22 protein-coding genes, 1 tRNA gene and 1 riboswitch are annotated in these 25,598 nt (G+C 53.7%); of the genes, 13 read left to right on the forward strand and 10 right to left on the reverse strand.

From position 1 onward, the window contains the following. Window positions 1–108: 108 nt before the first annotated feature. On the reverse strand, window positions 109–1,230 hold the full coding sequence (locus ACPUC8_RS02085; protein WP_494925506.1) for a Gfo/Idh/MocA family protein: 1,122 nt from the start codon (window positions 1,228–1,230) through the stop codon (window positions 109–111). Window positions 1,231–1,538: 308 nt separating this feature from the next. Here ACPUC8_RS02085 and ACPUC8_RS02090 point away from each other — a divergent pair. The 5 genes from ACPUC8_RS02090 (at window position 1,539) to ACPUC8_RS02110 (ending at window position 6,510) form a co-directional block, all read left to right on the forward strand. Continuing rightward, window positions 1,539–1,614: transfer RNA gene (locus tag ACPUC8_RS02090), tRNA-Asn, on the forward strand. Between the two features lie 223 nt (window positions 1,615–1,837). Then, entirely contained in the window at window positions 1,838–2,848 is a 1,011-nt protein-coding gene (locus tag ACPUC8_RS02095) for a Zn-dependent oxidoreductase (RefSeq protein WP_039333824.1), read from the forward strand. An 80-nt stretch (window positions 2,849–2,928) separates the two neighbouring features. Further along, a complete protein-coding gene (locus ACPUC8_RS02100; RefSeq protein ID WP_058969247.1) occupies window positions 2,929–4,212 on the forward strand; it encodes an MFS transporter in 1,284 nt (427 codons plus the stop codon). A gap of 52 nt (window positions 4,213–4,264) precedes the next feature. Next, complete coding sequence (locus ACPUC8_RS02105; RefSeq protein ID WP_494925507.1) at window positions 4,265–5,725, forward strand: mannitol dehydrogenase family protein; 1,461 nt, start codon at window positions 4,265–4,267, stop codon at window positions 5,723–5,725. Between the two features lie 98 nt (window positions 5,726–5,823). Further along, window positions 5,824–6,510: a GntR family transcriptional regulator gene (locus ACPUC8_RS02110; protein WP_039333818.1), complete on the forward strand. Its 687-nt coding sequence runs from the start codon at window positions 5,824–5,826 to the stop codon at window positions 6,508–6,510. A gap of 283 nt (window positions 6,511–6,793) precedes the next feature. On the opposite strand, the gene fbaB is transcribed toward ACPUC8_RS02110, so the two are convergent. The 3 genes from fbaB to thiM form a co-directional block, all read right to left on the reverse strand. After that, window positions 6,794–7,846, reverse strand: a complete 1,053-nt coding sequence (gene fbaB, locus ACPUC8_RS02115) for a class I fructose-bisphosphate aldolase (RefSeq protein ID WP_494925508.1) — start codon at window positions 7,844–7,846, stop codon at window positions 6,794–6,796. Between the two features lie 148 nt (window positions 7,847–7,994). Further along, window positions 7,995–8,795 (reverse strand): bifunctional hydroxymethylpyrimidine kinase/phosphomethylpyrimidine kinase, encoded by an 801-nt coding sequence (gene thiD / locus ACPUC8_RS02120; protein ID WP_039333814.1) that lies wholly within the window; start codon window positions 8,793–8,795, stop codon window positions 7,995–7,997. After that, window positions 8,792–9,580: a hydroxyethylthiazole kinase gene (thiM, locus tag ACPUC8_RS02125; RefSeq protein WP_494925509.1), complete on the reverse strand. Its 789-nt coding sequence runs from the start codon at window positions 9,578–9,580 to the stop codon at window positions 8,792–8,794. The genes thiD and thiM overlap by 4 nt, the downstream gene beginning before the upstream one ends. 33 nt (window positions 9,581–9,613) lie before the next feature. Continuing rightward, a riboswitch (TPP riboswitch) is annotated at window positions 9,614–9,708 on the reverse strand. Between the two features lie 325 nt (window positions 9,709–10,033). On the opposite strand from thiM, the gene ACPUC8_RS02130 reads away from it, so the two are divergent. After that, window positions 10,034–10,237: a hypothetical protein gene (locus ACPUC8_RS02130; protein ID WP_039333809.1), complete on the forward strand. Its 204-nt coding sequence runs from the start codon at window positions 10,034–10,036 to the stop codon at window positions 10,235–10,237. 66 nt (window positions 10,238–10,303) lie between these two features. Here the strand turns inward: ACPUC8_RS02130 and ahpF are convergent, their stop codons facing one another. After that, entirely contained in the window at window positions 10,304–11,872 is a 1,569-nt protein-coding gene (gene ahpF / locus ACPUC8_RS02135; protein WP_494925510.1) for an alkyl hydroperoxide reductase subunit F, read from the reverse strand. A gap of 70 nt (window positions 11,873–11,942) precedes the next feature. Next, on the reverse strand, window positions 11,943–12,506 hold the full coding sequence (gene ahpC / locus ACPUC8_RS02140) for an alkyl hydroperoxide reductase subunit C (protein WP_039333805.1): 564 nt from the start codon (window positions 12,504–12,506) through the stop codon (window positions 11,943–11,945). Window positions 12,507–12,823: 317 nt separating this feature from the next. Here ahpC and ACPUC8_RS02145 point away from each other — a divergent pair, with 317 nt between their 5' ends. Then, a complete protein-coding gene (locus tag ACPUC8_RS02145) occupies window positions 12,824–13,276 on the forward strand; it encodes a GNAT family N-acetyltransferase (protein ID WP_494925511.1) in 453 nt (150 codons plus the stop codon). Here ACPUC8_RS02145 and apbC read toward each other — a convergent pair. Further along, entirely contained in the window at window positions 13,273–14,385 is a 1,113-nt protein-coding gene (gene apbC / locus ACPUC8_RS02150; protein ID WP_494925512.1) for an iron-sulfur cluster carrier protein ApbC, read from the reverse strand. The two genes, ACPUC8_RS02145 and apbC, sit on opposite strands and share 4 nt — an antisense overlap. Window positions 14,386–14,528: 143 nt before the next feature. Between apbC and metG the strand changes: the two genes are divergently transcribed. From metG to sanA, 6 genes are all read left to right on the forward strand, one after another. Beyond that, window positions 14,529–16,562: a methionine--tRNA ligase gene (gene metG, locus ACPUC8_RS02155; RefSeq protein WP_494925513.1), complete on the forward strand. Its 2,034-nt coding sequence runs from the start codon at window positions 14,529–14,531 to the stop codon at window positions 16,560–16,562. A gap of 171 nt (window positions 16,563–16,733) precedes the next feature. Beyond that, the gene (locus ACPUC8_RS02160; protein WP_058969237.1) at window positions 16,734–17,141 is read left to right on the forward strand and encodes a CidA/LrgA family protein; all 408 of its coding nucleotides are present in this window, start codon (window positions 16,734–16,736) and stop codon (window positions 17,139–17,141) included. Continuing rightward, window positions 17,134–17,826 carry a CidB/LrgB family autolysis modulator gene (locus tag ACPUC8_RS02165; protein WP_058969235.1) on the forward strand — a complete coding sequence of 231 codons (693 nt, stop codon included), beginning with the start codon at window positions 17,134–17,136 and terminating at the stop codon, window positions 17,824–17,826. The genes ACPUC8_RS02160 and ACPUC8_RS02165 overlap by 8 nt, the downstream gene beginning before the upstream one ends. Before the next feature lie 125 nt (window positions 17,827–17,951). Next, on the forward strand, window positions 17,952–18,848 hold the full coding sequence (gene cdd, locus ACPUC8_RS02170; protein WP_494925514.1) for a cytidine deaminase: 897 nt from the start codon (window positions 17,952–17,954) through the stop codon (window positions 18,846–18,848). Between the two features lie 158 nt (window positions 18,849–19,006). Then, on the forward strand, window positions 19,007–20,704 hold the full coding sequence (locus ACPUC8_RS02175) for an NAD-dependent malic enzyme (RefSeq protein ID WP_494925515.1): 1,698 nt from the start codon (window positions 19,007–19,009) through the stop codon (window positions 20,702–20,704). Between the two features lie 260 nt (window positions 20,705–20,964). Then, window positions 20,965–21,684: an outer membrane permeability protein SanA gene (gene sanA / locus ACPUC8_RS02180; RefSeq protein WP_039333783.1), complete on the forward strand. Its 720-nt coding sequence runs from the start codon at window positions 20,965–20,967 to the stop codon at window positions 21,682–21,684. Window positions 21,685–21,760: 76 nt separating this feature from the next. Here the strand turns inward: sanA and mglC are convergent, their stop codons facing one another. The 3 genes from mglC to mglB form a co-directional block, all read right to left on the reverse strand. Then, window positions 21,761–22,771 (reverse strand): galactose/methyl galactoside ABC transporter permease MglC, encoded by a 1,011-nt coding sequence (gene mglC / locus ACPUC8_RS02185; RefSeq protein ID WP_039333782.1) that lies wholly within the window; start codon window positions 22,769–22,771, stop codon window positions 21,761–21,763. A gap of 18 nt (window positions 22,772–22,789) precedes the next feature. Next, the gene (gene mglA, locus ACPUC8_RS02190; protein WP_058969231.1) at window positions 22,790–24,310 is read right to left on the reverse strand and encodes a galactose/methyl galactoside ABC transporter ATP-binding protein MglA; all 1,521 of its coding nucleotides are present in this window, start codon (window positions 24,308–24,310) and stop codon (window positions 22,790–22,792) included. Window positions 24,311–24,381: 71 nt separating this feature from the next. Next, window positions 24,382–25,377, reverse strand: a complete 996-nt coding sequence (gene mglB, locus ACPUC8_RS02195; protein ID WP_058969229.1) for a galactose/glucose ABC transporter substrate-binding protein MglB — start codon at window positions 25,375–25,377, stop codon at window positions 24,382–24,384. Between the last annotated feature and the right edge of the window lie 221 nt (window positions 25,378–25,598).

Here is a 25,598-nt window from a genome sequence, read left to right on the forward strand (position 1 = left end):
GGGTCGCCCCCATCTCACCAGCAACTTCCCGATGATCAGTCGGGGATCATAGCACCCGGAGGAGAATGATCGAGATATAAGGGTCGCCATTCATGGCGACCCATTTTTTTACACCGTCATCCAACGGCGTTCTGCCGCTGACACCGCTACCGCTTCCAGCACCTTCTGCACCTGCAAGCCTTCCGCGAAATCGGGCCACATGCGGTCGCCTGCCGCAATGCCATTGATCAAATCGCGGATCTCCACGGTTTTCTGATCGTTAAAGCCAATGCCGTGACCGGCTGAGACACAGAAGTTAGCGTAATCAGGGTGCGCAGGTCCGGTAAGAATGGTTTTGAAGCCCTGACGTCCTGCCGGTTCATCATGGATATACAGTTCCAGCTCTGCCATGCGCTCCTGGGTGTAACGCAGCGTGCCTTTGGTACCGGTCACGACATAGGTCAGGCCCATTTTGCTGCCACAGGCGATACGTGAGGTTTCAAACACGCCGTGTGCGCCATTTTTAAAGCGCAACAGCGCACTGGCCTGGTCCTCGTTTTCCACCGGCAGCTGGCGCGAAGGGTCTTTGGGATCGGGACGCTGCTTAATCACCGTCATCATATCGCCGCTGACTTCTTCGATATCGCCCACCAGGTAGTGCGCCATATTCACAATATGCGCCGCCAGATCGCCCAACGCCCCTAATCCGGCCAGTGCTTTCTGACAGTGCCAGTCCAGCGGGGTTTCTGGACGCGCCAGATAATCTTCGTTGTGCGTACCGTAGAAGTGCACCACGTCACCAATTTCACCACGCGCAATGATTTCACGCGCCAGTTGGCTGGTCGGGTTTTTCATATAGTTAAAGCCGACCAGGGTTTTCACGCCCGCTTTCTCGGCAGCCTGCACCATCTCTTCGGCATCCGCCACCGACAGTGACAGCGGCTTCTCTGAATAGACATGCTTACCGTGGCGAATCGCTTCCAGCGCCATCTCTTTATGCAGGAAGTTAGGCGCACAAATATCGACTACATCAATGTTGGGGTCGCGCACCAGCTCATGCCAGTCACCCGTTGAACGTGCAAAGCCAAAGGTTGCGGCTTGCTTTGCTGCCAGCTCCGGGTTTACCTCCGCCAGCATTTCCCGCACGATTTCCCCTTTCAGCGCAAACACCGTCGGTGCCTGAGCGTAAGCAATTGCGTGACAACGACCAATGTAACCACTACCGATCATACCGATTCTGACTTTGTTCATGCTGCACCTGGCGTTATGGATGGAAATTGATCTGGAATATATGTTTCGCTTTTTCAGCCCACAACGGCGAAATGAAATATCTGTGATCATACATGCGAGGTATCTGACAAAACCGACAAATCAGAATGTAATTTTGCATACGATTGGTGACATGGATCACAATGAGGCTCAGATTGTGTGCGAGTTCGCACTCTGGCAGCCACTCAGGCGCAGGAATTGACGCTTTATTCAGCAGTCGGAATAAATTATGAAAAAGGGCTTTGACAAGCCCGAGCCTGCTCGTTACTATGCGCCCCGTTCCAAACAATTCCTCTGTAGTTCAGTCGGTAGAACGGCGGACTGTTAATCCGTATGTCACTGGTTCGAGTCCAGTCAGAGGAGCCAAATTCTTGAAAAGAGCAGCCTATAAGGCTGCTTTTTTTATGCCTGCGATTTACCCTGTTTACTTACCTCACCGATCCTCTGGTTACCTCTTCGCTCTGTGACTGCCTTCACAACTCTTTAACGCCGACTTGTATGGTAGTATTGGTAAGCGTATTTTTTCATCATTGCTTTCCCGTTAATGCCAGCAGCACCGTTTAACGTCCGCGCCGGCCAGGAGTAAATGATGAAAAGTGTCGTAATTGAACAACCGGGTGAACTCGTTTTAGCAGACCGTCCCCTGCCAGCACCGGCCGCGGGTGAAGTGCGTGTCAAAGTGCAGTTTGCCAGCATCTGCGGTTCTGATGTGCATATCTGGCATGGTCATAATCCGTTTGCCAAATATCCGCGCGTCATTGGTCATGAGTTCTTTGGCCTGATTGATGCGGTAGGCGACGGTGTTGATGCCGCTCGCATCGGGGAGCGCGTGGCCGTTGATCCCGTGGTCAGCTGCGGTCACTGCTATCCCTGCTCCATCGGGCGCCCTAACGTCTGCAAAGAATTGCAGGTGATTGGTGTGCATCGTGATGGCGGCTTCAGTGAGTTTGCCGTTGCCCCGGCTAAAAATGCTTTCCGTCTGCCCACCGCTATTCCAGACAAACTCGCCAGCATGGTTGAACCCTTTACCATCGCCGCGAACATCACCGCTTTCCTGAAACCTCAGCCAAACGATGTGGCACTGATTTATGGCGCAGGACCGATGGGGTTGACCGCGATTCAGGTGCTGAAAGGCGTTTATGGCGTGGCACAGGTGCTGGTGGTCGACCGTCTGCCAGAGCGTCTGGCACTGGCACAGGAAAATGGCGCTGACCGCGTATTCAATAACAGCGAGATCCCACTGGCAGCCCAGCTGGAAGGCATTCAGCCCACGCTGATTATCGATGCTGCCTGCCATCCTTCTATTTTGGCCGAATCTGCTGCCCTTGCCTCCCCGGCGGCACGTATCGGGCTACTTGGCTTCTCTGGCGAGCCTTGCAGCATCACGCAGCAAGCGTTGACCAGCAAAGAGTTATCGCTGTTTACCTCGCGCCTCAACAGTAATCGTTTCCCGCAGGTCATTGAGTGGATGGAAAAAGGCCTGATCCAGCCTGAAAAACTGGTCACGCACTATTTCCCACTCGCAGAGATTGAACGTGCCATGACGTTGTTTGAAAAAGATCCCCGTACCTGCTGCAAAGTGATTCTCCAAATGGGTTGAGTTAATCTTCACACCAGGTGTCCTTAATGCCGGTGCGTACCCGCCGGCAAAACTAGAAAAACTATTAGGTCGGAGTTTGTATGCTTAAGAACCTACGCTGGACCCTCGTACTGCTGTTGTTCCTGGTTTATATGATCAACTACCTCGATCGTATTGCCCTGTCCCTGACTGTACCGCTGGTGGAAAAAGATCTGATGATCAACGCCGAGCAGTTCGGCATGATTTTCGGGAGTTTCTTCTTTGGCTATGCGCTGTTTAACTTTATTGGTGGCCTGGCGACCGATAAATTCGGCCCGACCATCGTGCTGGGCACCGCAGTCGGCATGTGGTCGCTGTTCTGCGGCATGACCGCGCTGGCCACTGGCTTCTGGTCGATGATGATTCTGCGCGTGCTGTTCGGCATGGCGGAAGGTCCGATTTGCGCCTCGGCGAACAAGGCCATCAACGGCTGGTTCCCGAAAAAACAGGCCGCAACCGCCATGGGCTTGCTCAGTGCCGGTTCCCCTCTGGGTGGTGCAGTCGCGGGCCCGATTGTCGGCTATCTGGCCCTGTCATTTGGCTGGCGTCCGGCGTTCGTGGTGATCTGCGTGATTGGTCTGGTGTGGATGGGCCTGTGGTTCTTCTTCGCGGCAGATAACCCGGCCCGCAGCAAAAAAGTGTCACCTGAAGAGCGCGCTCTGGTCGAAAAACTGAAAGCGGAAGAGCCTGCCGATGTGATCGATCCTTCAGGCAAAGCGCACGGCATGGGCTATTACCTGCGCCAGCCGATTATCCTGGTGACCGCATTTGCCTTCTTCTGCTACAACTACATCCTGTTCTTCTTCCTGAGCTGGTTCCCGGCGTATCTGGTGCAGGCGCATGGCCTGGATATTAAATCCATGAGTATCACCACCATGATCCCGTGGATTGTGGGCTTCGTGGGTCTGGCATTGGGTGGTTGGATTTCGGATAAAATCTTTAATATCACCGGAAAATTGCTGCTATCGCGCAAGATTGTGTTGGTCGTGTCACTGCTGGCGGCGGCGATTTGTGTGGCGCTGGCGGGTACGATTAAAGAAGTGAATTCGGCGGTGATCATGATGTCGATCTCCATCTTCTTCCTCTACATTACCGGCGCAATTTACTGGGCGATTATTCAGGACGTGGTGCACAAAAGCCGTGTGGGTAGTATCAGTGGCTTTATCCATTTAATCGGCAGCCTGTCCGGAATTGTCGGCCCGATTGTCACCGGCTATATCGTGCAGCACACCGGTAAATTCGACAGTGCGTTCATTCTGGCGGGCTGTGTTGCCGGGATTGGCGCGATGTTAGTGCTGTTTGTGATTCGCAGCCCAAAGACCGCAGATAAACCCGTCTCCGCTTAACAGTTTGACCATAATGGGGCGCTCTGCGCCCCATTTGCTAAAAGGAATTCCTATGTTAGAGCTTGATCGCCTTCCCGCCGACGTCCAACGCCCCGCTTATGACCGTAGCCAGTTAAAAACCCGCATGGTGCATATCGGCTTTGGTGCCTTCCATCGCGCCCATCAGGCCCTCGCCACCGATAAGCTGGCTGCGCAGGGGAGTGACTGGGGCTACTGCGAAGTCAATCTCAACAGCGGTGCACTGATTCAGGCTCTGCGCCAGCAAGACTTACTCTACACCGTGACCGAGATGGCGGATGACAGCCTTAATACCCGCGTGATTGGCGTGGTGACACAAGCGTTGCACGGCAAGGGCGACGGTATTGATGCGGTGATTGAAGCCATGAGTCAGCCTGACGTCGCCATCGTCTCGATGACCGCCACCGAGAAAGGCTATTGCTATATGCCGTCGAGCGGCAAGCTCAACCCTGATCATCCCGATATCGTGCATGACCTCGAAAATCCGGAGCAGCCGCGCTCGCTGCCGGGGCTGATTCTGGCCGCCATTATTCGCCGTCGCGCCCGCCATCTTCCCCCTTTCAGCGTGATGTCCTGTGACAACATGCCGGAAAACGGCCACGTGACCCGCAATGTCATCACGCAACTGGCAGAACGCCACAGCCCTGAACTGGCCGAGTACATTCACGCACATATCACCTTCCCTTCCACCATGGTCGACCGCATTGTGCCCGCGATGACCGATGCCGCGTTTGACACGTTGGAAGCTCGCCTGGGCAGCAGCGACCCTGTTGCTGTCGAAGCCGAGCCGTTCTTCCAGTGGGTGATTGAAGATAACTTCGTGAGTGGCCGTCCTGCCTGGGAAAATGCTGGCGCGGAACTGGTCAGTGACGTACTGCCGTTCGAAGAGATGAAGCTGCGTATGCTGAATGGCAGCCACTCATTCCTGGCTTACCTCGGTTTCCTGGCAGGGTATGAACACATCAGCGATTGCATGGCCGATGCCCATTTCCGCACGGCAGCGCGCGCGTTGATGCTGCAAGATCAGGCTCCGACGCTGCGTACGCAAGGCGTAGACTTAGTGGCCTACGCTGATTCACTGATTGCGCGTTACGAAAATCGCGCCATTAAGCATCGCACTTATCAAATCGCGACCGATGGCACTCAGAAGCTGCCGCAGCGCATGCTGGACAGCGTGCGCTGGCATCTGCGTAATGGCACCTCATGCGATTATCTGCTGCTGGGTGTCGCGGGCTGGATGCGTTATGTCAGCGGCGTGGATGAGCAAGGTCAGCCGATTGAGATTCGCGATCCGCTGAAAGAGCAGTTGGCGAGCATTGTGGCTCACAGTGAAGATGGCTCAGAACGCGTAAAAGCGCTTATCGGCCTGAAAGCCGTATTCGGCGATGATCTGCTGCACCACAGCGCCTTTGTTGCACGCGTCACAGAACTCTATCAGCAACTTGCGAAGCAGGGCGCACGCGCTACTGTACATGCCTTGGTGGCACAGGCATAAGCGCCTTCACAAATGTGTAGCGCAGATGCAGCGTGCTGATTAGACTGAACCTTTCTCATCGGGCTGGCTTGCGCCAGCCGTAATACGGATATTGCTGCATGTCGATTGCCTATACCATAACCACCAGCGAACCCGTCAATCAGCAGATCTATCGCTATTTGCGCAAAGATATCGTGACCTGCGCCATTCATCCGGGCTCATTGCTGTCGGAAAAAGAGGTGTCCGCGCGCTTTAACGTGTCGCGCCAGCCGGTGCGCGAGGCCTTTATCAAGCTGGCGGAAGCTGGTCTGGTTCAAGTGCTGCCGCAGCGTGGCACTTTCGTGCGCAAAATTTCTGCACAGCGCGTGGCGGATGGGCGCTTTATCCGTGAAGCGGTTGAAATCGCCGTGGTGCGTCGTGCGGCACTGGAGATGGGCCCCACGGGACTGATGGCGCTGGAGCATAATCTTCAGTTACAACGCTTAGCCGCAGAGCGCCAGGACAGCCAGGCATTTTTAACTCTGGACGATGAATTTCACCGTCTGATAGCCGAAGGGATTAACTGCCTGCTGGCATGGGAGACGGTGGAGAATATCAAAGCCACCATGGACCGTGTGCGCTTCCTGACGCTGAGTGAAGTATCCCCGCCGGAAAGTTTGATCCAGCAGCATGAAGATATCTATTGCGCGTTGAAAGCCAAAGACGTTGAGGCCGCAGAAAGCGCCATGCGCCGCCATCTGCAAGAGATGATTTTGACCATCACGCCAATAGCTGAACGCAATAGCGAGTGGTTTGAAGCGCCATAGGTTTTGGGGCGGCCAGCGCACAGGCCTTGGGAGCATACATCAGTATGTGACCAAGGGCGCGCACTGCCCGCCTGCGAAATCGCATTTTGACCATTACGCTGATTGCTGTACGAAATAGCGAGTAGTTTCAAACGCCTTTGTTTTTGGAGCCCCCATCGGATTAAACCGTCGGCGGCGCAGGCAGTTCGCTGGCGGCCAGCGCACAGGCCTTGGGAGCATACATCAGTATGTGACCAAGGACGCGCACTGCCCGCCAGCGAAATGGCCAGTAAGCCAGGTTTAATTACGCGATAGTCACATCTTTCGACAAATAGACATCCTGCACCGCATTAATCAACTCCACACCTTCCTTCAGCGACTTCTTAAACGCCTTACGGCCCAGAATCAGCCCCATTCCGCCCGCACGTTTGTTAATCACCGCCGTACGCACAGACTCTGCCACGTCGGTGGCCCCTGCCGAAGCACCGCCGGAGTTAATCAACCCTGCACGTCCCATATAGCAATTCGCCAGTTGGTAGCGCACCAGATCGATCGGGTTCTCGGTGGTCAGTTTGCTGTAAACCCGATCGTCGGTATGACCGAAGTTCACTGCCTTGTAACCGCCATTATTCTCCGCCATTTTCTGCTTCACGATATCCGCGCCAATGGTGGCGGCCAAATGGTTCGCCTGGCCTGTTAAATCGGCGCTGGCATGGTAATCCACGCCATCTTTCTTGAAATCATTGTTACGCAGATACGCCCACAGCACCGTCACCATGCCGAGTTCGTGCGCGCGCTCAAAGGCCGCTGAGATCTCTTCGATCTGACGACGTGATTGCTCAGAGCCGAAGTAGATGGTTGCGCCAACGGCGACAGCACCCAAGTTGAATGCCTGCTCTACGCTGGCATACAGCGTCTGGTCATATTGGGTCGGATAACTCAGCGTCTCGTTATGGTTGAGCTTGACCATAAACGGAATGCGGTGCGCATAGCGGCGCGACACGGATGCCAATACGCCATAGGTTGACGCAACACAGTTACAGCCGGCTTCAATCGCCAGCTCAACAATATTCCTGGGATCGAAATAGGCCGGATTAGCAGCAAATGAGGCACCCGCAGAGTGTTCAACACCCTGGTCGACCGGCAAAATCGACAAATAGCCGGTCCCTGCCAGACGTCCGGTGTTGTATAGCGTTTGCATGTTGCGTAATACGACAGGAGAACGATTGTTGTCGATCATGACACGATCAACATAATCCGCGCCGGGTAAATAAAGGCTGTCCGCTGGAATGGTCATGCAGCGATGTTGAAGAAGGGTGTCCGCTTCTTTGCCCAATAACTGTACGATGTCCGTCATGTTGACTCCTGAATAAATGGCTGGATGGGAACCGGCACCTGCCGATTCGCCTCCAACAGCCTGGACCGAAAAGCGCCAGGCTGGCAAATTGCTGACACCATTTTTCAGACGGATACGCAGTGAAAAAGCGGCAATCTGGCGTTACGCCCTACCACCATTGATGGAAATGGTGCACCGGCCCAATGCCCTTCCCGACTTCCAGTGAATCAGCATGCAGCAGCGCCTGTTGCAGCCAGGCTTTGGCCTCTTCTACCGTATCTGACCAGTTATCATGACGAGGGCGCAACGCCGCCAGCGCCGCCGAGAGCGTGCAGCCCGTGCCATGGGTATGTCGCGTATTGACGCGCGGGGCAGTGAAGCGCTGACGTCCTGCACGTGTAATCAGCCAGTCTGGGCTTTCGGCATCACTCAGATGGCCGCCCTTCATCAGCACCGCTTCGCAGCCGAGATCCAGCAGCGCATCGCCCTGCATCAGCATGCTCTTCTCATCCTGCGCCATATCGCGACCCAGCAGCGTTGCCGCTTCCGGCAGGTTCGGCGTGATCAATGAGACGTGCGGCAGCAGTAACTCACGCACGCTCGCCACCGCATCGGGTGACAGCAGCGGATCACCGCTTTTCGCAATCATCACCGTATCCAGCACCACAAATGGCAGGCTGGCGCGTTTCAGCCGCTGCGCGACCACTTCAACAATCGCAGTTTCAGACAGCATACCGATTTTGGCGGCATCGATGCGCACATCGTCCAGCACCGAATCCAGCTGCGCGCCAACAAAATCAGGTTCAATACGATACACCGACTGCACACCACAGGTATTCTGCGCCACCAGTGCGGTGATCACACTGGTGCCGTAAGCGCCCAACGCGGAGAAGGCTTTGAGATCGGCCTGAATACCCGCGCCACCGCTTGGATCGGTGCCAGCGATGGTTAAAGCATTGATGCGTTTCATGCCGCCACCTCCAGAGTCCAGAGTCCGTCAAGGAAAGCGGCGACAAAACTGCCGGGCCCCTGCACCTGACGTGCAGCCTGCTCACCCGCCAACGACATCACGCGGCACGCTGCTGCAATGTGCTGCAGGCGCTCGCCTGGCAAGCTGGCGAAAGCAGCAACCACCGCAGACAGTGCACAACCGGTGCCGACCACACGCGTCATCAAGGGGCTGCCACCAGGGATCGCCAGCGTGCTTTTACCGTCAGTGACGTAATCAACTTCTCCGGTTACCGCGACAACGGTTTGATATTTCTGCGCCAGTTGCTGGGCTGAGCTCAGCGCGGCATCCGCTTGATGCACGCTATCCACGCCACGCCCTCCAGCCGCCTGATTGGCTAGCGCAAGGATTTCAGAAGCATTGCCACGAATCGCGGCGGGTTGCAGGCCCAGCAGCTGTTGGCAGAATTCGGTGCGCAGTGATAACGCACCCACTGCCACCGGATCGAGCGTCCAGGGTGTTCCTGCTTTCTGCGCGGCCTGCACGGCGGCTAACATCGCATCGCGGCGGTCGCGGGTTAAGGTACCCACATTGATCAGCAACGCATCCGCGAAACCAGCAAATTGGGCCGCCTCTTCTGGGTCAATCACCATCGCCGGAGACGCCTGCAACGCCAGCAGCACATTAGCGGTAAAGGTTTGCACTACGTCGTTGGTCATGCAGTGCACTAACGGAGTTTGCTGCCGCAGTAAGTGCAGGGATTGCGCGAGCTGCGTAGTGGAGAGTATTTCAGGCTGGTGTGTCATAAAGCTCCCAACCGGCGATCAAGAAGGCGAATGCGGTCAGGCATCTGACTTCCCTACGCTGGCATTATCCAGATCAGGTCAGCGGGTGTATCTCAGCCCTGTATACAGGGGCACCCCGAGTCATGGCATGCAGAACATGCCGACGACAGGATAAGCGCAGTCGCGCAGGTTGTAAATTGTGGTTTGTGCGGTGAGAGAGAATAATTGCGCCACATCAAAATATAAAATATTCATCCTCCATCAATAAAATAAACATCACCCACCAGATCAATAACTGAAAATATATCCGCTTAATGTATTAATTCCTTTTTTAATCTACATAGGCAAAAACGCGGAAATTAAGATAATCAATACCACTAATTGATTAGCATCAACGCCTGACATCCCATAAAACGGCCTAATCCCCCTCCGGACTTGAAGACAGACTCTGCCCACCCAATTCCGGGATCGAAAATGAACCTAAAGTTATTCAGCTTTATTCCGCACGCACATCGTTGGCATCAGATTCGTATTTCCCGTAAAGGGGCAATTTCTCCTGGTGGTCGCCACTATTTTTCGACGCACATTGAAGCGCAGTGTAAAGGGTGCGGAGAACAAATACACAAAGTGTATTATCGTGATATTAGCGATGCTGAAGCGCGCCGCTGGCTGGGATAATCATCGGGCAAAAAAAAGCCCCGCAACACAAGGTGCGGGGCTGCTGCGTGGCTATCGCAATAAAACTTATTCAGCCGGTTGGGTGCGGATCAGATAATCAAAGGCGCTGAGTGAGGCTTTAGCGCCTTCACCGCTGGCAATGATGATCTGCTTGTACGGCACCGTGGTGCAGTCACCGGCGGCGAATACGCCTTTCAGGCTGGTTTCGCACTTGGCATCGATGATGATCTCGCCCATTTTGTTACGCTCCACCGCACCTTCGAGGAAGGTGGTGTTTGGCAACAAACCAATCTGCACAAAGATACCGCTCAGCGCGATCTCGTGGCTGGTCTGGTTGTTACGATCGATGTAGCTCAAGCCGGTCACTTTGCTGCCGTCGCCTTTCACTTCGGTGGTCTGGGCATTCAGAATCACATCGACGTTTTTCAGGCTACGCAGTTTGTCCTGCAACACTTTATCGGCACGCATTTCGCTGGCAAATTCCAGCAGCGTCACGTGCTCAACCAGGCCAGCCAGATCGATAGCCGCTTCCACTCCAGAGTTGCCGCCGCCGATCACCGCCGTGCGTTTGCCCTTAAACAGCGGGCCGTCACAGTGTGGGCAGTAGGTGACGCCTTTGGTGCGATACTGCTCTTCACCCGGCACACCCATGTTGCGCCAGCGTGCGCCGGTGGCGATGATGATGCTGCGTGATTTCAGTACTGCGCCAGATGCGGTTTCAATCGCGTGCAGACCGCCCTCTTTCGCCGCCGGAATCAGCTTAATCGCGCTCTGGGTGTCAATGACGTCTACATCGTAGTCATCGACGTGCGCACGCAATGAACCAGCCAGCTTAGCGCCTTCGGTTTTCTGGACGGAGATGTAGTTTTCGATGTCTACCGTGTCGAGCACCTGGCCGCCAAAACGCTCGCCCATCAGGCCCGTGCGGATGCCTTTACGAGCAGAGTAGATCGCTGCCGCTGCGCCCGCGGGGCCGCTGCCGACGATCAGCACTTCATAGGCATCACGCTTGTTCAGCTCTTCGGCTGCACGTTTCTCAGCATTGGTATCCACTTTGCCGACGATTTCCGCCAGGCTTAAACGGCCCTGACCAAACTCGGTGCCGTTAAGGAATACGGCAGGCACACCCATCACGTTACGTTCGGTGATTTCGTTCTGGAACATGCCGCCGTCGATGGCGGTGTGGCTGATGCGCGGGTTGAGGATCGCCATCAGATTCAGCGCCTGCACCACGTCAGGACAGTTGTGGCACGACAGTGAGTAATAGGTTTCGAAATGCAGGTCAGTGTCCAGAGCAACCACTTGCTCCAGCAGACTCTGTGACTCTTTCGACGGGTGTCCACCGGTCTGCAGCAGTGCCAGGACCAGTGAAGTAAATTCGTGACCCATTGGCGAACCGGCAAAGCGTGGGCCGCTCTGGCTGCCTGGGTTAGTGATCAGAAAAGAGGGTTTACGAACCGGACGATCATTCTCTTCACGGAAGCTGACTTTTTCTGACAAGCTCGCGATATCGGTCAGCAGAGAACGGATCTCCGCAGATTTAGCGCCATCATCCAGTGTGGCAATCAACTCAACCGGTTTCGTTAATTTCTCAAGGTAAGCCTTGAGCTGTGTTTTTAAATTGGTATCGAGCATAGTGAGTTCCTGTCAAGAAAATCGGGTGCCGTAGCACCCGATTGAGAAAGATCGAATGGCTGGGTGTGGCTTAGATTTTGCCAACCAGGTCCAGAGATGGAGCCAGTGTTGCTTCGCCTTCTTTCCATTTAGCCGGGCACACTTCACCTGGGTGAGAAGCCACGTACTGAGCCGCTTTCAGTTTGCGGATCAGGTCTGATGCGTCACGGCCAATGCCTTCAGCGGTGATTTCGATAGCCTGGATGATGCCCTGTGGGTCAACAATGAAGGTACCACGGTCAGCCAGACCTTCGTCTTCACGCATGATTTCGAAGTTACGGGTCAGTGCGCCAGTTGGGTCACCGATCATCGCGTATTTGATTTTTGCGATGGTTTCGGAAGAACCGTGCCAGGCTTTGTGGGTAAAGTGCGTGTCAGTAGAAACGGAGTAAACGTCTACGCCCATTTTCTGCAGTTCTTCGTGATGGTCTGCCACGTCACCCAGTTCGGTAGGGCATACGAAGGTGAAGTCAGCCGGGTAGAAGAAGAAAACACTCCATTTACCTTCAACGTCTTTCTCGGTTACATCGATGAATTCGCCGTTTTTGAACGCTGCGTTTTTGAATGGTTTGATTTTGGTATTAATGATGGACATGGTGACCTCCGTTAAAAGATGTGATGCAAGTTACAGTTTTTCCGGGCCAACTTCTAATATGCAGTCGTTATCAATTAGATAATCAAAAGCTATCAAAGCGCTGATGCCTGATTCCATGCGGCTTGCCGCGGCATTCTACACAGAAATCCCGATGATTTGACAGGGTTTATATTTTTCCGGTGCGACAACTATTTTTAAAGAGCGATTACCATTTGTAGCGGCGCGATTTATCGCGCAGGGGTAAATCCGCTGTGTTGCTGACGGTTGCGCGATGAATCGCGCCGCTACAGAGGTGAGAAAGTTTGAGGGAGAATTGCGTGAAGATTCGTTTTTTTGAGGAAGCCGACCGCCCTTTTCTGCGCACGCTCTTTTTGGCGGCGCGCCGTCGCAACTGGACATGGCTGGCTGGCGATGAGTGGCAGCTTGAAGATTTTGATGCGGTGATCCTCGGCGAAACCGTGCTGGTTGCAGAGATCGATGGCCATCGCGTAGGGTTTGCCGGTGTACTGGATAATGACAACTTCCTGCACAGCCTGTATGTCGACCCTGATTTTCAGGGGCGTGGTGTGGGAAGTGCACTGCTGGAGCACGTGCAGCAGCGTTTCACCTCAACCGGCGCTTTGAAATGTCTGATGCAGAATCAAGCGGCCCAGACTTTTTATCTGAAACACGGCTGGCAGCGTGAAGCGGTAGGCGAGAGCGATCAGGGAAAATATGTGCTGATGCATTTTCCGCTGGCGGCACGCGCCAGCAGAAAATCAGCAGGTTAGACCGCGCGGAAAGCGATATCCGCTGGAATGACTTCGCCCTGCCAGTAAAGCTGTGCGGCGACGCGCCCGGCTAACTGGCGATAGAGTGCGGTGAACTCGCTGTCTGGACGGCGGATCACCGTTGGCTCACCATCATCCAGATCCTCACGCAGATTAATATGCAGCGGCAACTGCGCCAGCAAGCGCGTATGGTAATCCGCTGCCAGTTTCTGTGCACCGCCGGTGCCGAAAATCGGCTCGTGGTGGCCGCATTCGCTGCAGATGTGAATGCTCATGTTCTCCACCACACCCAGCACGGGCACGCTGACTTTTTCAAACATCACAATGCCTTTGCGGGCATCAATCAGCGCGATGTCCTGCGGCGTGGTCACTACCAGCGCACCGGTCACCGGTACGTTTTGCGCCAGGGTTAACTGAATATCACCGGTGCCGGGCGGCATATCTAAAATCAGATAGTCGAGGTCCGGCCACATCGTCTCATTGAGCAGTTGCATCAAGGCTTTGCTGGCCATCGGACCGCGCCACACCATGGCATTTTCATCAGTAACCAGATATCCAATCGAATTGGTCGCAAGGCCATGAGCCATGATCGGTGCCATATGGGTACCATCCGGCGAGGTCGGACGTTGGCTCTCGGTGCCGAGCATATTGGGAATGGATGGCCCGTAAATATCCGCATCGAGGATCCCGACGCGTGCGCCTTCCGCCACCAGCGCCAGCGCCATATTCACCGCAGTGCTGGATTTACCCACGCCCCCTTTGCCGGAGCTTACCGCGATGATGTTTTTTACCCCGGAGGCGCCAGGGTGATTCTTCACGCGTTTCAGCGTGGCGATGTCATGGCGCAGGCGCCAGTCAATCGCGCTGGCATGGGTCAGACGCAGCAATTCAGCGCTGGTTTGCGCCTTTAGTTCTTCAAAGGCACTGGCCCAGGCAAACGGCATCACCAGTTCGATATGCAGTTTACCATCCAGCAGCGCCACATGACGCAGTGCTTTGAGGGTTGTCAGATTGTGATGCAGTGTCGGATGTTCAAAGTCGCTCAGCACGCCGATAACCACAGCACGCAACGCTTCGGGCGAGTGATGTTCCCGGGATTGTGAAGTCATCCCAACTCCTTGTCTTTTCATAACGCCAAATCACGGTGGTGTGTCTTCAATAATATCAGATGCCGTGCAGTTGTGTTTACGCCAGAGGGTGCTTCGGTTAACATCTAAGCCCGATTTTTTTCTTACGGAACGCTACGCAAACTATGACTCATGTCGCTAAAAAAATTCTGGTAACGTGCGCACTGCCGTACGCCAACGGCTCTATCCATCTTGGTCATATGCTTGAACACATTCAGGCTGACATTTGGGTCCGTTACCAGCGAATGCGTGGCAATCAGGTTTACTTCATCTGTGCCGACGACGCCCACGGCACGCCTATCATGCTGAAAGCTCAGCAGCTTGGCGTTGCGCCTGAGCAGATGATCGCAGAGATGAAGCAGGAACATGAAACTGACTTCGCCGGTTTCGACATCAGCTATGACAACTATCATTCGACGCACGGTGACGAAAACCGCCAGCTGTCTGAGCTGATCTACGGCCGCCTGAAAGAAAACGGTTTCATTAAAAACCGCACTATTTCACAGCTGTACGATCCCGAGAAAGGCATGTTCCTGCCCGATCGTTTTGTGAAAGGCACCTGCCCGAAATGTAAGTCACCGGATCAGTATGGCGATAACTGCGAAGTGTGCAGCGCGACCTACAGCCCAACCGAGCTGATCGATCCAAAATCAGTGGTATCTGGTGCGACACCGGTATTGCGTGATTCAGAACACTTCTTCTTCGACCTGCCGTCATTCAGTGCGATGTTGCAGACCTGGACCCGTTCAGGTGCGTTGCAGGAGCAGGTTGCGAACAAGATGCAGGAGTGGTTCGATTCTGGCTTGCAGCAGTGGGATATTTCTCGTGATGCCCCTTACTTCGGCTTTGAAATTCCAGGTGCGCCGGGCAAATATTTCTACGTGTGGCTGGATGCGCCAATCGGTTATATGGGTTCCTTTAAGAACCTGTGTGACAAGCGCGGCGATATCAATTTCGACGAGTTCTGGAAGAAAGATTCCTCTACCGAGCTGTATCACTTCATCGGTAAAGACATCGTTTACTTCCACAGCCTGTTCTGGCCAGCGATGCTGGAAGGCAGCAACTTCCGCAAACCGACCAACCTGTTTGTCCACGGTTATGTGACAGTGAACGGCGCGAAGATGTCCAAATCACGCGGCACCTTCATCAAAGCCAGCACCTGGCTGCAACACCTGGATGCTGACAGCCTGCGTTACTACTACGCGGCGAAACTCTCTTCACGTATCGATGATATCGACCTCAATCTGGAAGATTTCGTGCAGCGCGTGAACGCGGATATCGTTAATAAAGTGGTAAACCTGGCGTCACGCAACGCGGGCTTCATTACTAAACGCTTCAGCGGCAAACTGTCGAGCGAACTGGCCGATCCGGCGCTGTATCAGACCTTCGTTGATGCTTCAGAGAAGATCGGTGAAGCCTGGGCAAGCCGCGAATACAACCGAGCCATCCGCGAAATCATGGCGCTGGCCGACATTGCTAACCGCTATGTTGATGAGCAGGCACCGTGGGTGGTGGCGAAACAGGAAGGCCGCGATGCTGACCTGCAAGCGATCTGCTCCATGGGTATCAACCTGTTCCGCGTGTTGATGACCTGGCTGAAGCCGGTATTGCCATCGCTGAGTGCACGTGCTGAAGCTTTCCTGCAGAGCGAACTGAGCTGGGATGCGATTGCGCAGCCGCTGCTGAATCATGATGTTGCCCCGTTCAAAGCGCTGTACGGTCGTATCGAAATGGCGAAAGTGGAAGGGTTGATTGAGGCGTCTAAAGAGGACGCGGCAGCAGCAAATAAGCCTGCGGTCACCGGTCCTCTGGCTGATGCGCCAATTGGCGACACCATCACTATCGACGATTTTGCCAAAGTCGATATGCGCGTCGCGCTGATCGAGAAAGCCGAGTTGGTTGAAGGTTCTGACAAGCTGCTGCGCCTGGAGCTGGATCTCGGCGGCGAGAAGCGCCAGATCTTCTCCGGCATTCGTGCGGCTTATCCTGATCCGTCGGTGCTGGTCGGTAAGATGACTATTATCGTCGCTAACCTTGCCCCACGTAAGATGCGTTTCGGCGTGTCGGAAGGCATGGTGCTGTCAGCAGGTTCAGGCGGTTCAGACCTGTTCGTGCTGTCAGTGGATAGCGGTGCGAAACCGGGTATGCAGGTTAAGTAATTGAACAAGCCGCCTTCGGGGCGGCTTTTTTATCTATACCCAAAATATTTCGAGTCCCCTCATGGGGCCTACTCCTGGTTCAGGAAGGCGGCAAGTGCATTCACCTCAGGAGCTTACTGAAGTAAGTGACTGAGGTGAATGCACGTAGCCAACGCACATGCAACTTGAAGTATGAAGGGTATCCCCTCTAGTGTGGAGCCTGTCGTGTTAACTGCTTGCTGGCACTATTTGCGTGCCTTTGTGATTATTTATGCCGCGCTGTATGCCGGAAATGGTGTTGCTGCCCTACTCCCGATCACCATTCCGGGGAGCATTATTGGCATGCTCTTGCTGTTCAGCTTGCTGGCGCTGCAAATCCTGCCGGTTGAGTGGGTCAAACCTGGCTGCTATCTGTTGATCCGCTATATGGCGCTGCTGTTCGTCCCCATCAGCGTGGGCGTAATGGGTTACACTGATATTCTCAGTGCCCAATTTGGGCCCATTGTGGTTTCCTGCTTTGTCAGCACGTTTTTGGTGCTGTTGATTGTCGGCATCAGCGCCGAGCGTCTGCAACGTCCGCAGGAGCAGCCGCATGACTGACGCATGGTGGTCGCTACCGCTTACCCTGGTGGCTTATCTGTTAGCGCGCAAGCTGGCAGCAAAAATCAATATTTCCATCATTAACCCATTACTGGTGGCGATGGCGATCGTGATCCCCATTCTGCTGCTCACACATATTCCTTACACGCGCTATTTCGCCGGCAGTGCATTCCTGAACCAACTGTTGCAACCGGCCGTGGTGGCGCTGGCCTTGCCGCTGTATGAGCAGATGCATCAAATACGCGCGCGCTGGAAAACCATCATCAGCGTGTGTTTTATCGGTAGCATCACCGCGATGGTATCAGGCACCGCTATCGCGCTGTGGATGGGGGCAACACCAGAAATTGCCGCCACCATCATGCCGAAATCGGTCACCACGCCGATTGCCATGGCGGTGTCCGGCTCGCTGCACGGTATCCCCGCCATCAGTGCTATCTGCGTGCTGATTGCCGGGGTACTGGGTGCGGTGTTCGGCCATATGTTGCTCAATCTGTTTAACGTGCGCAGCAAATCTTCACGCGGATTAGCAATTGGCAATGCATCCCACGCGTTAGGCACCGCACGTGCAGCGGAGATCGATTATCAGGAAGGGGCGTTTAGTTCTCTGGCGTTAGTGATTTGCGGCATCATTACTTCGCTACTGGCACCGTTTCTTTTTCCGTTGCTGATGCACTGGTTTGGCTAAAACTTTGCGAGAGATCTCGCAAAGTTGAAACAACTGAATCAGCTTACATTGTCATAGCGACATAGATCACATATAACCCCTCAGACGGCGCATCGCCGTTAACGCGTTTATGAGGTCATCACATCATGCATCCACGATTTACTGCTGCTTTTACTGCCCTGCCCGCTTCGTTACAAGCGGCGATCCAACCGCTGCTGGATTCGGTTGATTTTCAGGGCGTACTCCGCCCGCAAGATGTGGCGCACCTGAAGCAGGAAACCGGTCTGGATGAGGATGCGCTGGCGTTGGCGCTGCTGCCGATTGCTGCATGCTGTGCAGTCGCCACCGTGTCTAACTTTAACGTGGGGGCGATTTCGCGCGGTGTCAGCGGTCACTGGTACTTTGGTGCCAATATGGAGTTTGAGCACGCTCCACTGCAACAAACCGTTCATGCGGAACAAAGCGCCATCACCCACGCCTGGCTGCGCGGTGAAGAAAAGCTGGATGCCATCACCGTTAACTACACGCCTTGCGGCCACTGCCGTCAGTTTATGAATGAACTGAATAGCGGTACGGCTATCCGCATTAGTTTACCCGGTCGCGCTATCAGCACGCTGGGTGATTATCTGCCTGATGCCTTTGGCCCGGCGGATTTGAATATTACCGAGCGCCTGCTCACGCCAATCGATCACGGCTTTAACGTTGACGGTGATCTGCTACAGCAAGCCGCGATTGAGGCGGCCAATCACAGCCACGCCCCCTACAGCCAGAGTTTTAGCGGTGTTGCACTGCGCAGCCAAAGCGGCAAGATTTATCGTGGCCAATATGCCGAGAATGCGGCTTTTAACCCTAGTTTGCCGCCATTGCAGGCCGCGCTGATTATGATGAACATGAGCAATGAGGCACTTAATACTGTGCAACAGGCGGTACTGTCCGAGTGTCAGGGCAGCACATTGAGTCAGCTTGATGCCACACGTTCAACGCTTGCAGCCTTGGGCTGTGAAGATTTCTCACTTACTTTAGTTTCGAAAACATCAGTTTAGTGATCCTTTTACCGCTTTTGTGACCTGCTGTTAACAAAAGCTGTACATCTGCAGGAAAACTCATAGGATCGGGCGCCAGATCCACTTCACATTGAACAGGACTGGCGTTACCTTTTCCCGTGAGCGTCAGAAAACACTGCAACCGGAGCAAACACTGCATGGAACTCGACTACGAAAGTAAACGCCCGCTGTATATTCCTTATGCGGGTCCGATCCTGCTGGAATTTCCGCTGCTGAATAAAGGCAGCGCATTCACCCTGGAAGAACGTAACGAATTCAACCTCAACGGCCTACTCCCTGAAGCCGTTGAAACCATCGAAGAGCAGGCCGAACGCGCCTGGCGTCAGTTCCTGGATTTCAAAAACAATAACGACAAGCACGTCTATCTGCGTAACATCCAGGACACCAACGAAACCCTGTTCTACCGTCTGCTCGACAATCATCTGGAAGAGATGATGCCGATTATCTACACCCCAACAGTCGGCGCGGCCTGTGAACACTTCTCAGAAATCTATCGTCGCGCACGCGGTGTTTTCATCTCGTATAACAACCGCGACCGGATTGAAGACATGCTGCAGAACGCCACCAAGCAGAACGTAAAAGTGATTGTGGTCACCGATGGCGAACGTATTCTGGGTCTGGGTGACCTGGGTATCGGCGGCATGGGCATTCCCATCGGTAAGCTGTCACTGTATACCGCCTGTGGTGGGATCAGCCCGGCCTACACCCTGCCTGTGGTGCTGGATGTCGGTACCAATAACCAGCAGTTGCTGAACGACCCGTTGTATATGGGCTGGCGTCATCCGCGCATCACCGGCGAAGAGTACGAAGCCTTTGTTGATGAGTTCATCCAGGCGGTAAAACGCCGCTGGCCGAACGTGCTGTTGCAGTTTGAAGACTTCGCGCAGAAAAATGCCATGCCGCTGCTGGAACGCTATCGCGATGAAGTTTGCTGCTTTAATGATGACATTCAAGGCACCGCTGCCGTTACCGTGGGCACCTTGATCGCCGCCAGCCGTGCAGCCGGTAGCCGCCTGTGTGAGCAGAAAGTGGTGTTCCTCGGTGCAGGTTCCGCCGGCTGTGGTATCGCCGAGCAGATCATTGCGCAGATGAAGTCTGAAGGACTCAGCGACGACGAAGCCCGTTCACGCGTGATGATGGTGGATCGCTTTGGCCTGCTGACCGACAAACTACCAAACCTGCTCGATTTCCAGAGCAAACTGGTGCAGAAGAGCGACAATCTGAAGGATTGGGATGTGACCAGCGATTCGATTTCGCTGCTGGATGTCGTGCGCAACGCCAAGCCGGATATCTTAATCGGCGTATCTGGCCAGCCGGGGCTGTTCACGGAGGAGATCATCCGTGAGATGCACAAGCACACCAAGCGTCCAATTGTGATGCCGTTGTCTAACCCGACCTCTCGTGTCGAAGCCACCCCGGCAGATATCATCGCCTGGACCGATGGCGAAGCGCTGGTCGCCACGGGCAGCCCCTTTGCGCCGGTGACCTGGAAAGGCAAAACCTATCCGATTGCCCAGTGTAACAACTCCTATATTTTCCCTGGCATTGGTTTGGGCGTGATTGCGGCGGGTGCAACACGCATCACCGACTCCATGCTGATGACCGCCAGTCGTGCACTGGCTGACTGCTCACCGCTGGTGAATGACGGTGAAGGTCCAGTACTGCCAGAGCTTAAACACATTCAGGGCGTGTCAAAACTGATCGCCATGGAAGTGGGCAAAGCGGCGCAACTGGCCGGTGTGGCTGTGGTGACGTCAGAAGATGTGCTGTCAAAAGCCGTGAATAACAACTTCTGGCTGCCGCAGTATCGTCACTATCGCCGTACCTCGATCTGATAAGGCAGCGCAGCCGGGAAATCAGTACCGGCTGCGCTTAAAAAAACACCAGCCAATCGGCGTTAACTTGCTTACTGTCCCCGCCTCAAGTAGCCTTTATACCCTTCATACTTCAAGTTGCAGGCGCGTTGGCTACATGCATTCACCTCAGTCACTTACTTCAGTAAGCTCCTGAGGATTCATGCACTTGCCGCCTTCCTGCAACTCGAATTATTTTGGGTATAGCCATCCGATTTTTCACCAACCGAGTGCTTACGCGCATGATTAAACGCGTTTTCTTTGGTCTGTTTTTCATCATCTTATTGATGGTGGCGACCGCGCTCGGCCTGGATCGCTGGATCAGCTGGAAAACCGCTCCCTTTATTTACGAAGATGTCACCTCTTTGCCGCATCGTCAGGTCGGTGTGGTCTTAGGTACCGCCAAGTATTACCGCACCGGTGTGATTAATCAGTATTACCTCTATCGCATTCAGGGTGCGCTTAACGCCTATAACAGTGGCAAGGTGAACTATCTGCTGTTGAGCGGTGATAATGCGCAGCAAAGCTATAACGAACCGATGACCATGCGCCGCGATCTGATAAAAGCGGGTGTCGATCCCTCGGATATCGTGCTGGATTATGCCGGCTTCCGTACGCTGGATTCGATCGTGCGCACGCGCAAAGTGTTCGATACCAACGACTTCATCATTATTACTCAGCGCTTCCACTGCGAGCGCGCGCTGTTTATTGCCCAGCACCTGGGTATTCAGGCGCAGTGTTATGCCGTCCCGTCACCTAAAAATATGCTGTCAGTGCGTTTCCGCGAGGTCGGGGCACGTTTAGGGGCGCTGGCAGATTTGTACCTGATGAAACGTGAGCCACGCTTCCTCGGGCCGCTGGTGCCGATTCCAGCCGTGCATGAAGTGCCAGAAGATGCGCAGAGTTATCCAGCGGTGACGCCTGAGCAACTTCTGGATCTGGAAGAGAAGTTGCAGAAGTGAACGTGCTGATTCAGTGAAGGTAAAAAAAGGCCGCGATGTTCGCGGCCTTTTGCTGTGATGTTGCTGTGTGTCGGTCTTATTTTTTACGTGCGTACTTCAGTGAATCCAGTGCTACCGCGAAGATAATGATGCCGCCCTTGATGATGTACTGCCAGTAAGGGTTAACGCCGATATAGGTCAAGCCGTAGTTGATTACGGTGAAGATGATCACACCGGTCACCACGCCTGCCACCGTGCCCACACCACCGGCAAACGACACGCCGCCGACCACACAGGCCGCGATCGCATCCAGTTCATACATAAAGCCGAGGTTGTTGGTGGCGCTGCCGATACGGCCCGCTTCCAACATCCCGCCGAAGGCATAGAACACACCGGACAGGGCATACACCAGAATCAGGTTTAACGGGACGTTAACGCCAGAAACACGTGCTGCTTCCGGGTTGCCGCCGATAGCAAAGATGTTCTTACCGAAGCGCGTTTTGTTCCACAAAATCCACACGAAGATGATAGCGATGATCGCGTAGAAGGTGATGAACGACAGCTTAAAGTCACCAAAGCGCAAGAAGCCCTGAGCGAAATTGGAGAAACCTGAATCAAAACCGGCAACCGGTGAAGCGCCCACAAAGTCGTAGTACAGCGAGTTAATACCGTAAACGATGATCATGGTGCCCAGTGTGGTGATAAACGGCGTCACCTTCAGGTAAGCAATGATCACGCCGTTCACCAGGCCAATCACACCCCCGATGATGCACACGGTCAGAATAACCAGTGGAATCGGAACGGTATCCAGATGTGGGAATACCTTGTTGGCGTTGTCCATCGATTGCAGCAACGTGGCGGCTACTACCGCGGCCAGGCCAACCTGACGCCCCGCTGACAGGTCGGTACCCTGCGTAACAATCAATCCGGCCACGCCCAGCGCAATAATAATACGCACTGAGGATTGGGTCAGAATGTTACTCAGGTTCATTAAACTTAAAAATGTCGGATCCTGGAAAATAATAATCGCCAGCAGTACCAACAGGACAACGTAAATGCCGCCCTCTTTTAACCAGGTTAGCGCATTCTTTTTAGTAGTCGCTTTCATGTTAAAGCCCTTGCTTCATTAAAGGTGTAATGACGCTAAACGCAGGATTTCATTCTGCGAGGTCGTTTTGGTCTCGACAATGCCCGCTACCAGGCCATTACTCATCACTAAAATACGGTCGGTAATGCCCAACAACTCTGGCATTTCAGAAGAGATAATAATGATGCCTTTCTCTTTCTTCGCCAATTCTGAAATAAGCTGGTAAATTTCGAATTTCGCCCCAACGTCAATACCGCGCGTCGGCTCATCAAGCATCAAAATTTCCGGCTGAGTTAATAACCAGCGACCAATGATGACCTTCTGTTGGTTACCACCGGAAAGCGAACCAATTTGCGTATGATGACCCGGCGTTTTAACACGCATCGAATCAATCACCCATTGGGTATCACTTTTCATCCGTTTGTTATCAAGCAGCCCCATACTGGATTTATACTTTTTAATATTGGAAATAAGCGAGTTAAAGCCAATATCAAGATATGCATAAATACCGGTTGAGCGGCGCTCTTCCGTCACCAGCGCAAAACCATGGTTAATGGCTTCATTGGCGCTGTGATTATTAATCGCTTTGCCGTGCAGCTTAATCGTGCCGCCCGACTTCTCGCGAATACCAAACAAGGTTTCTACGATATCGGTACGCTTCGCGCCGACCAGCCCCGCAATCCCCAAAATCTCGCCTTTACGCAGGTCGAAGGAGATATCGCGAATCGATGGCTGGCGCAGCGAGGTTAAATGACGCACCTCAAGAATGGTTTCCCCCGGCACGTTGGTTTTGTCCGGAAAACGCTGGTTCAGTGAGCGACCCACCATCATGGCGATGATCTTATCCATATCCAGCCCTTCCAGCGGCTGGGTGGCGATCCACTGCCCATCACGTAAGATGGTAATCTCATCGCACAGTTGGAAAATTTCTTCCATTTTGTGCGAGATATACACAATGCCGCAGCCGCGATCTTTCAGCTTACGGATAATCGTAAATAAGTGGTTAACTTCTTTTTCGGTCAGCGACGACGTTGGCTCATCCATGATGACGATTTTCGCGTCATAGGAGAATGCCTTGGCAATTTCAATCATCTGCATTTGTGAAACAGACAGATTGGCGACTTTATCGCGCGGATCGATATCAATATCTAATTCGTCAAAGATCGCTTTGGTATCGCGATACATTTTATCCTGATCGACAAACACACCTTTGCGCGGATAGCGGCCAAGCCACATGTTATCCATCACGTTGCGTTGTAATACCAGGTTTAATTCCTGATGCACCATTGAGACGCCGTTTTCCAGCGCTTCTTTGGAACTCTTGTAATCAATTTCTTCACCCTGAAACAGGATGCTCCCCGTATCCTTTTTATAAATCCCAAACAGGCATTTTAATAATGTGGATTTCCCGGCGCCGTTTTCGCCCATTAAGGCATGGACAGAGTGCGGCCGCACTTTTAAATTCACATTATCTAAGGCTTTCACCCCTGGAAATGATTTCGAGACATTCGTCATCTCCAGCAGATATTCACGCTGTGTGGTCGGATTCTCACTGGCCATAATTTACCTGGCTAAATAAAACGTGGGTCAGATGCAATAAGGCGCGGCAAACCTGCCGCGCCCAGGACGGATTACTTCACAAACTGAGACAGGTTTTCTTTATCTACTGGTACGTAAGGAACACGTACAATTTTGTTTTCCATCTTGAAGTTAGTACCCGCAGTTGGCTCTTTGCCATCGGCCAGGTTCTTCGCGATATCAATGGTGGCTTTCGCCTGGTTTTCCGCATCGTTCAGTACGGTACCTGCCATCGCGCCAGATTTCACCAACGCCAGTGCTTCTGGCAGGGCATCCACACCAAACACCGGAATGTTGGTTTTGTTGTGGGCTTTCAGCGCTTCAACCGCACCCATTGCCATCGCATCGTTGTTAGCGATGATTACTTCAATTTTGTTGCCGTTCGGGCCAGACAGCCACGCATCAACTTTGTCTTTTGCCTGTGCGGTATCCCACATCGCGGTATCCATCGCCAGCTGCTGCGTTTTCAGACCATCGGTGTTCAGCGTCTCGATCACGTATTTAGTACGTGCTTCGGCATCTGGGTGGCCGGGTTCGCCTTTCAGCAACGCAAATTGAATCTGGCCATCTTTGTTCAGATCCCAGGCTGGTGTCGCTTTCCAGTGTTTCTCGATCAGCTTCGCCTGGATGATGCCAGACTCTTTAGAATCGGTGCCCACGTAGTAGGCTTTAGGATAGCTGGCCAGCACTTTAGCGTTAGGTTCTTTATTGAAGAACACCACTGGCACGTCGTTGGCTTTCGCTTTGTCGATCACTACAGCCGCAGCTGCAGGGTCAACCAGGTTAATAGCCAGCGCTTTCACGCCTTTGGCCATCAACACGTCAATCTGGTCGTTCTGGGTAGACTGGCTGTTCTGCGAGTCATTCATCAGCAACTGAATGCCACCCAGTTTTTTGGCTTCGCTGTCGATGTCCTTGCGAACCATAGACATAAAGTTGTCGTCGTATTTATAAATGGTCACGCCAATGCGGGTATCGGCGGCGTGCGCAGTTGCACCAAACATCATGCTGGCAACCAGTGCTGTGAGCGTGAAAACCTTCTTATTCATGGTATCTCCGGTTTTTTATGTAGGGCATATCATCGCGCTGTGCTGCCTGCGGGCAACCAACGCAGTCGGTTCAAACTCATTTATGGGGCGGACGCGTAACGCAAAGCCGGGCCACCATCGCAATCCTGACTTCCCTGTACGTAAACGCTTCCTGAAGAGTGTTGTGAACTATTTCAATCGGCTACTGAAACCTGACCGGAGAAGGAAAACCCGGCGTTACA

It is taken from the genome of Pantoea sp. CFCC18177 (assembly GCF_059412425.1).